Origin of the sequence: Mesorhizobium loti, from assembly GCA_014189435.1 — a bacterium.
Classification (GTDB): domain Bacteria; phylum Pseudomonadota; class Alphaproteobacteria; order Rhizobiales; family Rhizobiaceae; genus Mesorhizobium; species Mesorhizobium loti_G.
This window is the reverse complement of sequence record CP050293.1, coordinates 4,612,430-4,626,576: the sequence shown is the minus strand read 5'-3', so window position 1 is coordinate 4,626,576 and position 14,147 is coordinate 4,612,430. Positions and strand designations below refer to the sequence as shown.

Annotated in this window: 7 protein-coding genes and 2 pseudogenes; 6 read left to right on the top strand and 3 right to left on the bottom strand. The window is 62.0% G+C overall.

The window, feature by feature from the left end; translation table 11 throughout:
* Positions 1–38: 38 nt before the first annotated feature.
* The 3 genes from HB777_22245 to HB777_22235 all read right to left on the bottom strand — a co-directional run bounded on the left by HB777_22245 (position 39) and on the right by HB777_22235 (position 4,636).
* Complete coding sequence (locus tag HB777_22245; protein ID QND66365.1) at positions 39–1,076, bottom strand: DNA primase; 1,038 nt, start codon at positions 1,074–1,076, stop codon at positions 39–41.
* 70 nt (positions 1,077–1,146) lie between these two features.
* On the bottom strand, positions 1,147–3,270 hold the full coding sequence (locus HB777_22240) for a ParB N-terminal domain-containing protein (protein ID QND66364.1): 2,124 nt from the start codon (positions 3,268–3,270) through the stop codon (positions 1,147–1,149).
* 172 nt (positions 3,271–3,442) lie between these two features.
* On the bottom strand, positions 3,443–4,636 hold the full coding sequence (locus tag HB777_22235) for a DUF932 domain-containing protein (GenBank protein QND66363.1): 1,194 nt from the start codon (positions 4,634–4,636) through the stop codon (positions 3,443–3,445).
* 278 nt (positions 4,637–4,914) lie between these two features.
* Here HB777_22235 and HB777_22230 point away from each other — a divergent pair, with 278 nt between their 5' ends.
* The 6 genes and pseudogenes from HB777_22230 (at position 4,915) to HB777_22205 (ending at position 13,993) form a co-directional block, all read left to right on the top strand.
* Entirely contained in the window at positions 4,915–5,508 is a 594-nt protein-coding gene (locus HB777_22230) for a hypothetical protein (GenBank protein ID QND66362.1), read from the top strand.
* Positions 5,501–6,523 (top strand): nucleotidyl transferase AbiEii/AbiGii toxin family protein, encoded by a 1,023-nt coding sequence (locus HB777_22225; protein QND66361.1) that lies wholly within the window; start codon positions 5,501–5,503, stop codon positions 6,521–6,523. The genes HB777_22230 and HB777_22225 overlap by 8 nt, the downstream gene beginning before the upstream one ends.
* Positions 6,520–9,284: pseudogene (locus HB777_22220) on the top strand (class I SAM-dependent DNA methyltransferase). Before HB777_22225 ends, HB777_22220 begins: the two are co-directional and overlap by 4 nt.
* Positions 9,281–11,357: pseudogene (locus HB777_22215) on the top strand (DEAD/DEAH box helicase). The pseudogenes HB777_22220 and HB777_22215 overlap by 4 nt, the downstream one beginning before the upstream one ends.
* On the top strand, positions 11,350–12,546 hold the full coding sequence (locus HB777_22210) for a GIY-YIG nuclease family protein (GenBank protein ID QND66360.1): 1,197 nt from the start codon (positions 11,350–11,352) through the stop codon (positions 12,544–12,546). The pseudogene HB777_22215 and the gene HB777_22210 overlap by 8 nt, the downstream one beginning before the upstream one ends.
* A 106-nt stretch (positions 12,547–12,652) precedes the next feature.
* On the top strand, positions 12,653–13,993 hold the full coding sequence (locus HB777_22205; protein QND66359.1) for an IS1380 family transposase: 1,341 nt from the start codon (positions 12,653–12,655) through the stop codon (positions 13,991–13,993).
* Positions 13,994–14,147: the final 154 nt, after the last annotated feature.

Here is a 14,147-nt window from a genome sequence, read left to right as displayed (position 1 = left end):
ACGACGACGCACCGCCATTGTCGGTCTCCCGTGCCGGGCTATGCCGCCAGCGCCATGAACCTTGCGACATCCTGGGGTGCAATCTGCATCCGCGACTGCTGCCGGAGATGCTCGATGCCAAGGGTACGGAGATCCTCGTTTAAGTCGCCGAGCGCCGGCGAGATGACAATCGCCTCGATCCCGACGGCGGTGGCCCGTTCGATCAGGCTGTCACGCGCACCGTCACCGGCCGGATCATTGTCGCACACGATGTAGAGCCGTCGCAGCGTAGCGGGGAACAGGATGGCGGCGAGATGCGCTGCAGAGAGCGCCGCCAGCATCGGCATGTCGGGAAGCACCTGTCGGAGCGACAGGACGGTCTCGATGCCTTCGCCGGCCGCCATGACCTCGCCGCCGATGCCGAAGCGCACCGCGTTGCCGAGCAGGTCGCCCATGGCTCGCCTCGGCGTGTCGAGCGGCGCCTTATCACGCGATCGGGGATCGAGCCAGGTTCTATGCGCGCCTGTGATTTTGCCGTCGAGATCGGTGACAGCGGCGATCATGGCCGGCCAGGTCTCGGTGGGCGCGTGCTCGTCGGGTCGATAATAGCAGCGTGGATGGAAGCGAAGGTTTCCGGTTCCGCGTAAATCAGTGATGCCGCGTTGCCGTAAATACGCTTGCACGATTGTGCCCGTTATCGGCTGCGACATGCCGATCAGACGCCGCGCTGCTTCCGGCGAGCCGCTCGGTACAGGGCGTCGGCGCCCATTAAATCGCGGCTCCGGCTCGGGTGGTGGCATGCTGAGGAAGTTCCTGGCTTCATAGGCGACGGCCTTGAAGTTGATCAGGCCGCAGCTCTCGCGGATGACGTCGAGTAGGTCGCCATGTTCTCCGGTAGCGGCATCGGTCCATTTGCCGGCGGCGCCTTTGCAGCTGTCGCCGCCTTTCAGCCGCACGAACATCGATCGGCCCGGCGTGTTGCGTGCATCGCCAACGAGCCAGTAGCGGCCTTCGCGGTGGCCGTTGGAGAGGTAGTGGCGACAAACGGCCTCGGCCTGAGCAGCCAGCCGTCGCGCAAGATCTGTGGCAGGTTGCATCGCGGACTCCGAGACGAAAAATGGGCCCGCCGTTGCCGGCGGGCCCTCGGGGGACGTGTTGCTCCTTCGGCTATTCAGCCGCGATCACATGCATGTCGATCTCGGCCGGCTCATCTTCGATCTGTGGCTCGGATTCCGCCATGGCCGTTTCGCCGCCGTCTTCCGCCGTATCTTCGACCTCACGATCGCCGGACTGGCCAGTCTCGAAGGCTGATGTGTCATCGACCGCGGTGACCGGCTGGCCGGGCGTGCGCAACGGCTCCGGCAACCAACCGGACCCGGCGAGCAGTTCCTGCGCCTTCTCGGCCATGTCGCCCTTCTTCAGGTGCTCGATGCGATCACCGGCGCGCGTACCCTTCGCCTCGCGCACCGACGCGAGGATGCGGGCCTTGGTGACACGGCCGAGATAGGTGTCGATCGTGGGCTCCCAACCGGCCGCCACCATGTCGAGATCGACTGCCTGGGCGAGCTGGTCGGCGTGGGCGAGCGCACGAGGCCGACGGTTATAAGCCTCGTAGATCGCGTTGACCGACAGCGACACGCAATGGGCAAACAGAGCGTGGCGGCTGTCGCCGTCGAACGCCTGCAGCGCCTCCCACAGCTCGCCGGGCTCCTTGGGAAGCGCCGCCACCCACGCTTGATGGCGGCCGTCGACTGCCGAGGCCAAGCTGCTGTCATTCAGACTCGGCGCCTGCGCGCCGAAACTGACGCTCTTCAGGTCGAACTCCAGGCAGGTGTCCGAGCCATAGTGATAAAAGGCCCGAAGGGTGAGCGCATGGAGCGCGGCGAGGAAGGCGACATCGGGCCGCTCGCCGAGCGCGTGGCGCAGAGCCAGCGTGCGATGGGCGGTCAGTTCGGTCATCAAGCGGTCCGGGATCGGCTTCAGGCCGTCGTCTTCCTCGGGGTCCGCTGTCGTCTCGATGTCCGCGGTCAGGTGATCGTCCTCATGCTCCGCGCGTGCCGCGACGGCGCTCACGCCGTCCTCGATCTCGGGATCGACTGCCGGCTCAATCGGCCGTTCGTCTTCTGGGCGGACATAGCCGCGCTCGACCCGCAGGTTGCCCGATCCGTCGATGCTAACGAAAGCGCCGGCCCGCCCGATCTCCTCGGGATCGAAGACCATCGGCCGATCGTCGAGCGCGCTGATCGCAGTCTCGATCTCCCCGAGCCGCTCGTCCACCTCTTCGGGCAATTCCTCGGCATCGGCATAGGTTTCCTCCAGTCCGTCCAACTCAGCCTGAAGGGCGTCGCGCGTGGCCTGTTCCTCCTCGGTGAGAGGGACTTGCTCGCCACGGAGGTGACGCAGGCCGTAGGTGTGGCCGTAGGGGAAGTCCGGCGCGACATCGATCCACCTCCAGCCTTCGGCGGAGATCGCCTCGGACTGCTCACGCAGTTTCTCGGCCACCAACATGTCGAGAAGGCCGACATCCTGCAGCCAGCCGCCGTCGTCACCCTGAAACAGGTCGTGCATGATGACGCCGCCAGCTTCGGAGTAGGCTTCCAGCCCGACAAACTGTGCACGCTTATCGGCTGCGCGGACCGCGCCCTCGGTGAGCATCCGGCGGATGAGATGCGGTTCCTTGCTGTAGCCCTGCGCAAGGCGCTCGAAGACCTGCTCCTGTCGCTCATGATCACCGTTGACCGTGAACGCCATCAGCTGATCGAGGGTCATGCCGTCGGCGGCATAGACGTCGAAGAGCTTGGGCGAGACCGACGCCAGACGCAGGCGCTGCTTCACGACCGATACCGAGACGAACTGGTTGGCGGCGATCTCCTCCTCGGACATGCCCTTCTCGCGGAAGGTCAGGAAGGCGCGGAACTGGTCCAGCGGATGCAGCGGCGCCCGCTGAATGTTTTCGGCCAGCGAATCCTCCTCGGCCATGCCGCCCTCGCGGACGACGCAGGGGACTGGCGCGTTCTTGGCGAGGCGCTTCTGCTTCACCAGCAGTTCAAGCGCCCGATAGCGGCGCCCGCCGGCCGGGATCTCGAACATGCCGGTCTCGTTGCCGTCCGCATCGCGCACGGGCCGCACGGTGATGCTTTGGAGGAGAGTTCGCCGGGCGATGTCCTCCGCCAGCTCCTCGATCGACACGCCGGCCTTGATCCGCCGGACGTTCGCCTGGGAGATGACGAGCTGGTTGAAGGCGATGTCGCGCGATGACGACAGGGTGATCTTCTTCGCTGCAGTAGCCATGGGAATGTACTCCGCGACGGGCGCCGAGAGACTCTCTCTCAGCCCTAAACCCGTCACGAAGCGAAGCGCCGCCCTCTTCCTCTAAAGGGGCAGCACCACGAACCGGCAACCGGAAAGACACGGAAGCGCAAAGCCGGAGACGCGGAAAACCGCATCCCCGGCTTCACGGAAGTCAGGCCACTCGGTCGAGCAGCTTCTTGGCCTTGGCCTCCATGTCGAGGCGGGCGTCCTGATGCGGCTTGTCGCGGGCGACGGCCGTGATGCCCTGCACGAAATCGAAGATGCTCTCCGGCGGGCGGCCTTCCTCGGCCAGCACCGTGTCGATGATCTTGCCGGTCTCGGCCTTGGAGAAGCCGCGCCGGCGCAAGAAGTCGGTGCGGTCTTCGTTGGTTCTTGCCACGATCCGCTCGCGCGCCGCCTTGATGCCGCAGACGAAGGGCAGGGGCGAGGAGTTCGCGAAGTTCAACAACGCCGGGGCAGCCTCATGGGCGAACCGGTTTGCGGCGTATTTGCTGTGGCGGATGGTGATCTCCTCGAAATCTTCCACGCCCCAAAGATTCCGATTCTGGCAGACCGCACGGAGATAGAAGCTCGCCATGCCGAGGGTCTTGGCGCCGACCTCGGAATTCCAGCAATAGAAACCCCGGAAATAGAGGTCGGGCGATCCGTCCGGCAGTCGGCCGGCCTCGATCGGATTCAGGTCGTCGACCAGGAACAGGAAGACGTCCCGATCGGAGGCATAGAGCGTCGTCGTGTCCTTGGTGATGTCGACGCGCGGATTGTAGACGCCGGTCGACCAGTCGAGCACGCCCGGCACCTTCCAGCGGGTGTCGCCCGTGCCGTTACCGGCGATGCGCTGCACGGCTTCCACCAGTTCTGCGTCGAATATCCTCCCATAATCCGGGCCGGTGACGGCGCGCAGTTCCGTGCGGCCGTCGTCGGTTTCCAGCGTCTTGATCTGCTCGGCGCGATTGGATGTCAGGCCATATTGCAGGTTGATCCCGGCGAGCGCGGCCGGAAGCTGTCGTAGATAGGCAGCGGGTGCGCCGACCAGGCTGGCGAGTTGGCCGAAGCTCCAATGGGTCGGGGTGATGGGCGTATCCGTGCCTGGCAGGATCAAAGCCAGCCGTTCCGGGTCGCTGCGGTTCGCCTCGACATGGATCAGGGCGCTTTCCACGACGCGGATCCGGCTGCGATCGGCCCGATCGCGCACCGATTGCGCCAGTTCGGAGAGCGAGAGGTAGCGTTCGTCGGCCGGACGCGCGAACCACTCCGACGAGACGCGGCCGACCCGCTCGCCGCGGCTGACATCTACCTTGTAACCGCCGGTCGTGTCACGGCGCGCATCGAAGACTTGTATGTTCATGGGACCAATCTCCAGGACGGGCGCGGGAGCCTCTCTCCCACCTTTCACCCGTCACGGAAACCGGTCCGCACTCTCACTCTCAGGGGGCGTTGCGGGGTCTCCCCGCAGAAGGGGTCGGGCGAGACCTCGGGCTCGGCCGCAGGGGAGGCTTTCCCCACAAAGGTGAGAGGCCGGAAAAGCGGCTTTCAGGGTTTCAGAATTCGAGGCTCGAAAGGCGCTTCAGACCGGCGATTGCAAACTGTCAGAAAACCGCATATATTTCTGACAGGAGAACGGCCATGCAACGCTTGACCGAACAGATTCTGACGCACGCGAAAGGGCTGCCAGAGGGCACGCCCATCGCGGCTAAAAGCTTGCTCCACCTCGGCAACCGCCCCGCGGTGGATCAGGCATTGTCGCGTCTAGCCGAGCGGGCGCAATTGATCCGGGCGGGTCGCGGCGTTTATCTCCTCCCGGTCACGAGCCGGTTCGGCACCCGGGCTCCCTCTGTGGAACAGGCGGTCGAGGCGCTGGCCAGCCAGCGGGGAGAGACCATCGTCCGGAGTGGCGCCGCTGCGGCCAACACCTTGGGCCTTACGACCCAGGTGCCGGTCCGGTCGGTCTATCTGACCTCTGGCCGCACCAGGAAAATGAACCTCGGCAAGCAGGTCGTCGAGCTTCGCCACGCGCCGCGCTGGCAACTCGCCATGGCGCATCGACCGGCTGGCGAGGCGGTGCGCGCGCTCGCTTGGCTTGGGCCGGAGAAGGCGGAGGCCGCCCTCCAGACATTGAAGCGGAAACTCCCGCCGGGCGCCTTCAGCGAGCTGGTCGCGGTAGCGCCGCAGCTTCCGACCTGGCTGGCGCGCAGCGTGGGCAAGGTCGCACATGGCTGATTCTTTTCTCCACCTCCCGGTCGAGGATCGGCGCGAGGCGCTCGGCGTCGCGGCCGATCGGTCTGGCCGGCCGGCGCACCTTCTGGAGAAGGACGTGTGGGTGGTCTGGGCGCTCGCCACCCTTTACGGCTCGGCGCTCGGCGAACATCTGGTGTTCAAGGGCGGCACGTCGCTGTCCAAGGCCTACAAGGTCATCCGGCGGTTTTCTGAGGATGTCGACCTGACCTACGACATCCGGACGATTGCACCCGACCTGGTGGGCGAAAACGGCGAAGCGTTGCCGAAGACCCGTAGCGAGGAAAAACGCTGGTCCAGCGAGGTTCGCAAGCGCCTGCCCGAGTGGGTTGAAGGAAGCGTTCAGCCGATCATCGCAAAGGCGGTTGTTGCTGAAGCATTGACGGCCACCATCCGCGTCGAAGGCGAGAAGCTGTTCATCGACTACGAGGCCGCCACGGCCGGCTCCGGCTATGTGGCGCCGAGCGTGATGCTCGAATTCGGAGCGCGATCGACGGGCGAGCCAGCGAGCTTGCGCGACATCGCTTGCGACGCGTCCGGCCTGATCGAGGGCGTGACCTTTCCCACGGCTCGTCCACGCGTGATGCATGCGGAGCGAACCTTCTGGGAGAAGGCGACGGCCATCCATGTCTTCTGTCTGCAGGAGCGGCTGCGTGGCGATCGCTTTGCTCGTCACTGGCACGATATCGCGCGGTTGGACGAGGCCAACTTTGCGACGTCCGCCTTCGCTGATCGCGAACTTGCCAATGCGGTGGCGCGCCACAAGACCATGTTCTTCGCCGAGAAAGCAGGGGATCAAACGCCGATCGACTACGCTGCCGCTGTGAACGGCGGCTTGAGGCTGGTGCCTGACGGCGATGGGTTAGCTGCACTGCAGCAGGATTATGCCAGCATGGTCGAGGACGGACTACTGCTGGAAGATGCCGAACCCTTCGATGCACTCATGAGTCGATGTGCTGAAATCGCGTTGCGCGCTAACCAGATACGGGAGCGTGCATGAACGCCGTCGAGATTGAAGAGGCAATATCCCAGCTCGCCGAGCAGCCCTTCGACGTCGAGGAATTTCCGCTCGCCTTCCTGCAAGCCTTTGGGAACAAAGAAACAACCCTCAAACGGCTACGCACGGGCGAGTCGAACAAATCCGATCTGGGCGGCATTCTTCAGACTAACAACATCCACATCGCCGTTGCTGCCCCTGGCGAGGTCACGAAGATGCTTGCCGCGCTGAAGGCTAGCCCGGCGACGGCGAGGGCTAAGGCGAAATTCGTTCTGGCGACCGATGGGGACACGTTCGAAGCCGAGGACTTGGCATCGGGTGAGACGGTAGCTTGCGCCTACGCCGACTTCCCCGACCATTTTGGCTTTTTCCTGCCGCTTGCCGGCATCACTACCGTCCAGCAGCTCCGCGACAGCTCTTTCGACATCCGGGCCACCAGCCGCTTAAACCGACTCTACGTCGAGCTTCTGAAGGACAATCCCGAATGGGGGGACGGCCGAGCGCCGCCCCGACATGAATCACTTCATGGCGCGGCTGATCTTCTGTTTCTTCGCCGAAGACACCGACATCTTCGGCGGTACCCGTCGCTTCACCACCACCGTCGAGCGGATGAGCGCCAAGGACTCGTCCAACACCCACGAGGTGATTGGTACCATATTCGTCGCCATGAACATGAAAGGGTCGAGATCGCGCGGCGGCAGCGATCCCCCGGTGGGCCGACCAGTTCCCCTATGTGAACGGTGGTCTCTTCTCCGGCAGCATGGAGGTGCCGCGCTTCAGCCGCATCGCGCGCGCCTACCTTCTTCATATCGGAAATCTCGATTGGACCAAGATCAACCCCGACATCTTCGGGTCGATGATTCAGGCCGTGGCGGAGGACGAGGAACGCGGTGCGCTTGGGATGCACTACACGAGCGTCCCGAACATCTTAAAGGTCCTCAATCCTCTATTCCTCGACGACCTGCGCGCACGGCTCGATGAGGCCGACGATAATCCTCGGATGCTGCTGAACCTGCGCAAGCGAATGTCGCGGATCCGGGTTTTCGATCCGGCCTGCGGCTCCGGCAACTTTCTGGTCATCGCCTACAAGCAGATGCGAGAGATAGAAGCCGAGATCAACCGGCGGCGCGGTGAGCTGGATCGACGTAGCGAAATCCCGTTGACCAACTTCCGTGGAATCGAACTGCGTGACTTTCCAGCTGAGATCGCGCGTCTCGCCCTCATCATCGCCGAATATCAGGGCGACGTACTCTATCGCGGCCAGCAAGAGGCCCTACGAGATTTCTTGCCGCTGGACGCTGAAAACTGGATTACTTGCGGCAACGCCCTGCGTCTCGACTGGTTGAGCATTTGCCCACCCACCGGGACCGGGGTGAAGCATCACGCGGAAGACCTGTTTCATTTACCGCTTGATCAGGCTCAGATCGATTTTGAGAACGAGGGCGGCGAAACGTATATCTGCGGCAACCCCCAGTTTAAGGGTGCCAGAAAGCAGAATACGGCACAAAAAGAAGATATGGCTTTCGTCTTCGGAGGTGGAAACGACTTCAAGGACTGTGATTATGTCACGGCTTGGTATTTGAAGGCGTCGGAATTCGTAAAGTATTGCGATGCGACGTTCGCGTTTGTATCAACCAGTTCGATTAGTGAAGGCGAGCAAGTCGCCCATTTATGGTCCCGACTCTATGATGCTGGTTGTCATATCATTTTTGCGCACCGAGGCTTCAAGTGGAGAAACAACGCTTCGAACAACGCCGTTGTGCAATGCGTTATCATCGGCGTGGGCTTGTACAAGGAAGGTCGATGCGCGTTGTATGAGGGGGAGCTAAAGAGGGAAGTGGAATCGATTTCCCCGTATCTCATCTCCGGGCCAGAAGTTTGTGTGGAAGCGCGAAGTAAACCGCTGTCTGTCGAGCTAGACCCAATGGTTTCGGGCAGTATGGCGCGGGATGGCGGAAACCTTATCCTTACCTACGACGAAGCAAATGAGTTCGTTACCCATAATCCCTCGGCACGAGCGTTTTTGCGCGGATTAGTGGGCTCTCAGGAGTTGGTGCATCACAGAAACCGTAGATGCCTGTGGATAGAGGATGATCTTCTGTCTCTGGCCATGAAAGTCCCTGCTGTTGCCGACAGAATTGAGAGTGTGCGGACCTTTAGGAAGAATTCCTCTGCAAAGACAACCAATGCGTATGCTGCGATCCCCCACAAATTCGCGCAGCGTGCTCATAAAGAAACTATATCTATCGCCGTGGCAAAAACCTCTTCAGAAAACAGAGAATACATACCCTCTGATATATTTAAGAGTGACACTGTAATATCAGACCTGGCTTTTGCTCTGTATGACCCACACCTATGGGAGATTGCGATCGTTCTCTCGAAGCTGCATCTATCGTGGATATCAACCGTTTGCGGCAGATTGGAAAGTAGGCTCCGGTACTCTTCTACGCTAGGTTGGAATACCTTTCCTCTTCCTAACCTTACGGAGAAGAACAAGGCCGATCTGACTCGCTGCGCCGAGGACATTCTTTTGGCGCGTGAAGCGCATTTTCCTGCGACGATCGCCGAACTCTACGACCCCGAAAAGATGCCCGCGGATCTGCGCGAAGCGCATGAGCGCAACGACGAGGTGCTCGAGCGCATCTATATCGGTCGCCGGTTCCGCAACGACACCGAGCGGCTGGAAAAACTGTTCGAGCTGTACACCAAAATGGCCGCCTCACCGACGGCCGCGAAGAAACGCAAGGCGGAGGCGCGCGCATGACCGACGAAAGAAAAATGGTCCCCTCCGTCTCGGTCTCCTATGCCCGCAACGGCAACTCAACTAAGGCCAACGCCTTCGGCATGCGGCCGATGCAGGAACGCGCCTATGAGAAGCGGGGCGAGCAATATCTTCTCATTAAGTCGCCGCCGGCGTCGGGCAAGAGCCGCGCGCTTATGTTTATCGCCCTCGATAAGCTCCACAATCAGGGATTGCGGCAGGCAATCATCGTCGTGCCGGAAAAATCCATCGGCGCGAGCTTTAACGATGAGCCGCTGAAGCGGTTCGGCTTCTGGGCCGATTGGACAGTCACGCCGAAATGGAACCTGTGCAACGCGCCAGGCGAAGATGGCGGCAAGGTCAATTCGGTTGGCGCATTCCTCACCAGCGAAGACAAGGTGCTAGTCTGCACCCATGCGACCTTCCGCTTCGCCGTGGACAGGTTCGGAGTGGAGGTGTTCGACAATCGACTGATCGCCGTGGACGAGTTCCACCATGTCTCCGCTAACCCGGACAACAAGCTCGGCCTGCATCTCGGCCAATTCATCGCCCGCGACCGTATGCATGTCCTGGCGATGACCGGTTCCTATTTCCGGGGCGATGCCGAAGCCGTGCTCGCCCCGCAGGATGAGTCGAAGTTCGATACCGTCACCTACACGTATTATGAGCAGCTCAACGGCTACGAATATTTGAAGCAGCTCGACATCGGCTATTTCTTCTATTCGGGTTCCTATGCCGACGACATCCTCAACGTGCTCGACCCAGCCGAGAAGACGATCATCCACATCCCGAGCGTCAATTCGCGCGAGAGCACGAAGGACAAGATCAGGGAGGTGGACCACATCATAGAGGAACTGGGCGAATGGCAGGGGGGTCGATCCCGCCACCGGCTTCCAACTGGTTAAGACGCCGGAAGGCCGCATCCTTCGCATTGCCGACCTGGTTGATGACGACGCTGCTAAGCGGGATCGGGTTTCAGCGGCGCTGAAAGACCCGGCGCAGAAGAACAACCGCGACCATGTCGACATCATCATTGCCCTGGGCATGGCAAAGGAAGGCTTCGACTGGATTTGGTGCGAGCACGCGCTGACGGTCGGATATCGGTCGAGCCTGACCGAGATCGTGCAGATCATCGGTCGAGCCACACGAGATGCGCCGGGCAAGATCCGCGCGCGCTTCACCAACCTGATCGCCGAACCCGACGCCTCCGAGGAAGCTGTCACTGAGGCGGTGAACGATACGCTGAAGGCCATCGCGGCGAGTCTGCTTATGGAACAGGTGCTTGCTCCCCGTTTCGAGTTCAAGCCTAAGAACCCGCAAAGCGAGGCGACGCCGGGCTTCGATTATGGCGAAGGCGGCTATGATCCCAACAAAACCAATGTCGGCTTTAATGACGAGACGGGGCAGTTCGAGATCGAGATCAAGGGCCTTGTCGCTCCAAAGAGCCTGGAGGCTCAGCGCATCTGCCAGCAAGACTTGAACGAGGTGATCGCCGCCTTCGTGCAGGACAAGATGACTCTCACACGCGGTCTGTTTGATGGCGAGCACGCTGGTGGCGAGACCTTGGCAGAAGAGCTGACCCAGCTTCGCATGGGCAAGATCATCAAGGACAAGTTCCCCGAGCTCGATGAAGAGGATCAGGAGGCCGTGCGTCAGCACGCTATCGCCGCCCTGAACCTCACGCAGAAGGCAAAGGAGGTCGCCTTGGGCGGGATCGAAAGCGACGGCGACAAGAGTCCGAATACAGCGTTTATCGAGGGCGTCCGCAAGTTCGCAATGGACGTGCGCGAGCTGGACATAGACCTGATCGACCGCATCAACCCCTTTGGCGAAGCCTATGCTATCCTCGCCAAGACGATGAGCGAGGAGAGCCTGAAGCAGGTCGCGGCTGTGATCGGGGCCAAACGTGCCACGCTATCGATCGAGGAGGCACGCGAGCTTGCCAAGCGGGCCTTGAAGTTCAAACAGGAGCGCGGCCGGCTCCCCTCGATCACCTCGCCCGACGCCTGGGAGAAGCGCATGGCCGAAGGCGTAGCCTTCCTTCAACGCATGAAGACGGAGGCCGCGCGTGACTAAGAGCTTCACCGATGAGGATAATGCGCTTCTCGAAGAGCTTGGCGTCGAGATTGAGGCGAAGAAGGAGTCGAGCCGGACGCCGCGCGAAGAGCGCGTGATCACCGGCTTTGAGGAGATTCAGCGTTTCGTCGAGAAGAACGGCCGCCCTCCGCAGCACGGCGAGGACCGTGATATCTTCGAGCGCCTCTATGCCGTGCGCCTCGATCGCCTGCGAAAGTTGGCCGATTGCCGTACCGTGATTGAACCTTTCGATCATCAAGGGCTTCTGGCGGGCGCTGAATCTGGGCCGGACCGCGCCCCCATCGAACTAGACGATGACGAGCTTCTGGCGCAGCTCGGGGTAGACACCGCCGAGCCAGCCGATATCACCGAACTGCGTCACGTTCGATCGGCTGCGGAGAAGCGCGCGGCCGAGGAAATCGCCAACCGCCAGCCCTGCGAGGACTTCGAAACCTTCAAGCCGCTGTTCGAGCAGGTGCAGAAAGAACTGAGCGGCGGCTTGCGGCAAACCCGCCGCTTCGAGCGCAAGTCCGAGATCGCGCCTGGCCGATTCTATATTCTTGGTGGCCAGAAAGCCTATGTCGCGACGATGGAGCAGCCTGCCACCAATGAGCACGGTAACATCGATGCCCGGCTTCGCGTGATCTTCGACAACGGGACCGAGAGCAATTTGCTCATGCGGTCCCTTCAGAAGGCTCTGCAACAGGACCCTGCTGGCCGGCGGATTGTCGAGCCCTCGGCAGGTCCGTTATTCTCTGATCAGAACGAGGACGGGGACGAGGCAAGCGGCGTCGTCTATGTGCTGCGGAGCAAATCCGACCATCCTGCCGTCGCCGCCCACCGCGAGGTGCTGCACAAAATCGGCGTCACAGGCGGCGATGTCGTGCGACGGCTCGCCAATGCGAAGCTGGACCCGACCTTCCTCATGGCCGACGTCGAGGTCGTCGCGACCTACGAGCTATTCAACATCAACCGCACCAGGCTTGAGAATCTGATCCATCGGATATTCGGCGGGGCCCGCCTCGACATCGAGGTTAAGGATCGCTTCGGCATGCCGATCATCCCGCGAGAATGGTTCCTTGTGCCGCTTTTCGTGGTCGACGAGGCCATTGAGAAGATCCGGAACGGAACGATCACCGGCTACACCTACGACCCAAAGACGGCTTCGCTCACTCGAGCAATCAGCTAGCCTGAAAAATTCATGGGGGTTGGTGGATGTGGCGCAAGCCGTTGAAATGACTTAGGATTTGGTTGCTTAAGCCGATCCGAACCATTTCCCGGAGACCACACCCACCATGAACGATCTTACGCTGCCGCTGAGCGGTTTGTCATCAGTCGGCGGCAAGTCCGTCGTCGCCCGTTTCGACGGCGGCATGCTGTCGTCCAACAGCGGCGTTCTGGCTTTGGCCGAGGTGGAAAAGCGGTTGCGGGTGGCCGAGCGTCTGGCGCGTTGCATCGACGATCCGCGCTGCCCGGACCAGGTCGTCCACAGCCTGGCGGACATGATCGGCTTTCGCATGAAGATGATTGCCGCCGGCTACGAGGACGGCAACGACGCCAACCGGCTGCGCCGCGATCCGGTCTTCAAGATGGCCCAGGATGCGCTGCCGTCGGGTCGGGATCTGGCGTCGCAATCGACGCTGTGCCGGCTGGAGAACCTGCCCGGCGTGCGGGAGCTGGTTGCGATGGGGCGGGCGATGGTCGATCTCTATTGCGCCTCGTTCCGGCAGGTGCCGAAGCGGATCGTACTCGACATTGACGACACCTTCGACGCTGTGCACGGAGGCCAACAGCTTCGCCTGTTCAATGCCCACCATGACGAGTACGGCTTCCAGCCGATCGTAGTGTTCGATGGTGCGGGACGGTTCGTCAGCGCGATCCTGCGACCGGCCAAGCGGCCGAGTGGGGCTGAGATCCGCCCCCACCTGCGCCGTCTGGTGCGGGCGATCCGGATCAACTGGCCGAACATTCGAATCCTGCTCCGCGGCGATAGCCATTATTGCAGCCCGCAGGTCATCGACTGGTGCCGCGCCAACGACGTCGACTTCATCTTTGGCCTCGCGCCCACCACGACCCTGCGCAAGCATGTCGCGGATCTGGAGGCCAGCACGACGGCGCGCTTCGAAGCGTCGGCCAAGACAGGCAAGGTCCGCAGGTTCAAGGAGTTCGTTGACGGCGCCGCTAGTTGGAGCCGCGTCGAGCGCATCATCGCGCGGGTCGAGGTCGGCGCCCAAGGTGCCGACACCCGCTTCATCGTCACCAATCTGGCCAGTGGCAAGGCCAAGGCGCTCTACGAGGACCTCTACTGCCGGCGCGGCGCGGCCGAGAACCACATCAAGTCCTGGAAGACGCATCTTGCCGCCGACCGCACATCCTGCACAAGAGCGACGGCCAACCAGTTCCGGCTCTTCCTGCATGCCGGCGCCTACTGGCTGATGTGGAGCCTGCGCGCTGCGATGCCGAGGCGCTCGAGCTTTGCCGTCGCCCAATTTGACACGCTGCGATTGCGCCTCATCAAAATCGCCGCGCGGGTGGTCGAGATGAAAACGCAAATCCGCCTGCACCTGCCGACATCCTGCCCCGACCAGCGTATTCTGCGCATCGTCCTCGATCGCATCCCCCAACTCGTGACATAGCGACGGGGCCAAGATGCCCCGAACCGAACCCGCCAACATCAACCCGCAAACCCCGCCTCCCATCACCGACGGATCAGCCCCGCCGCCCGACCAGGCTTGTCAAAATGCACCCACATCGCGACCAAATCGTAGCTTCAGGCCGCCGACAACTCAT

What these genes read in the sequence shown, in the direction of transcription:
- HB777_22235 (QND66363.1), bottom strand. Translation starts at nt 4,636, where the DNA reads ATGAACATACAAGTCTTCGATGCGCGCCGTGACACGACCGGCGGTTAC.
- HB777_22240 (QND66364.1), bottom strand. Translation starts at nt 3,270, where the DNA reads ATGGCTACTGCAGCGAAGAAGATCACCCTGTCGTCATCGCGCGACATC.
- HB777_22205 (QND66359.1), top strand. Translation starts at nt 12,653, where the DNA reads ATGAACGATCTTACGCTGCCGCTGAGCGGTTTGTCATCAGTCGGCGGC.
- HB777_22245 (QND66365.1), bottom strand. Translation starts at nt 1,076, where the DNA reads ATGCAACCTGCCACAGATCTTGCGCGACGGCTGGCTGCTCAGGCCGAG.
- HB777_22225 (QND66361.1), top strand. Translation starts at nt 5,501, where the DNA reads ATGGCTGATTCTTTTCTCCACCTCCCGGTCGAGGATCGGCGCGAGGCG.
- HB777_22230 (QND66362.1), top strand. Translation starts at nt 4,915, where the DNA reads ATGCAACGCTTGACCGAACAGATTCTGACGCACGCGAAAGGGCTGCCA.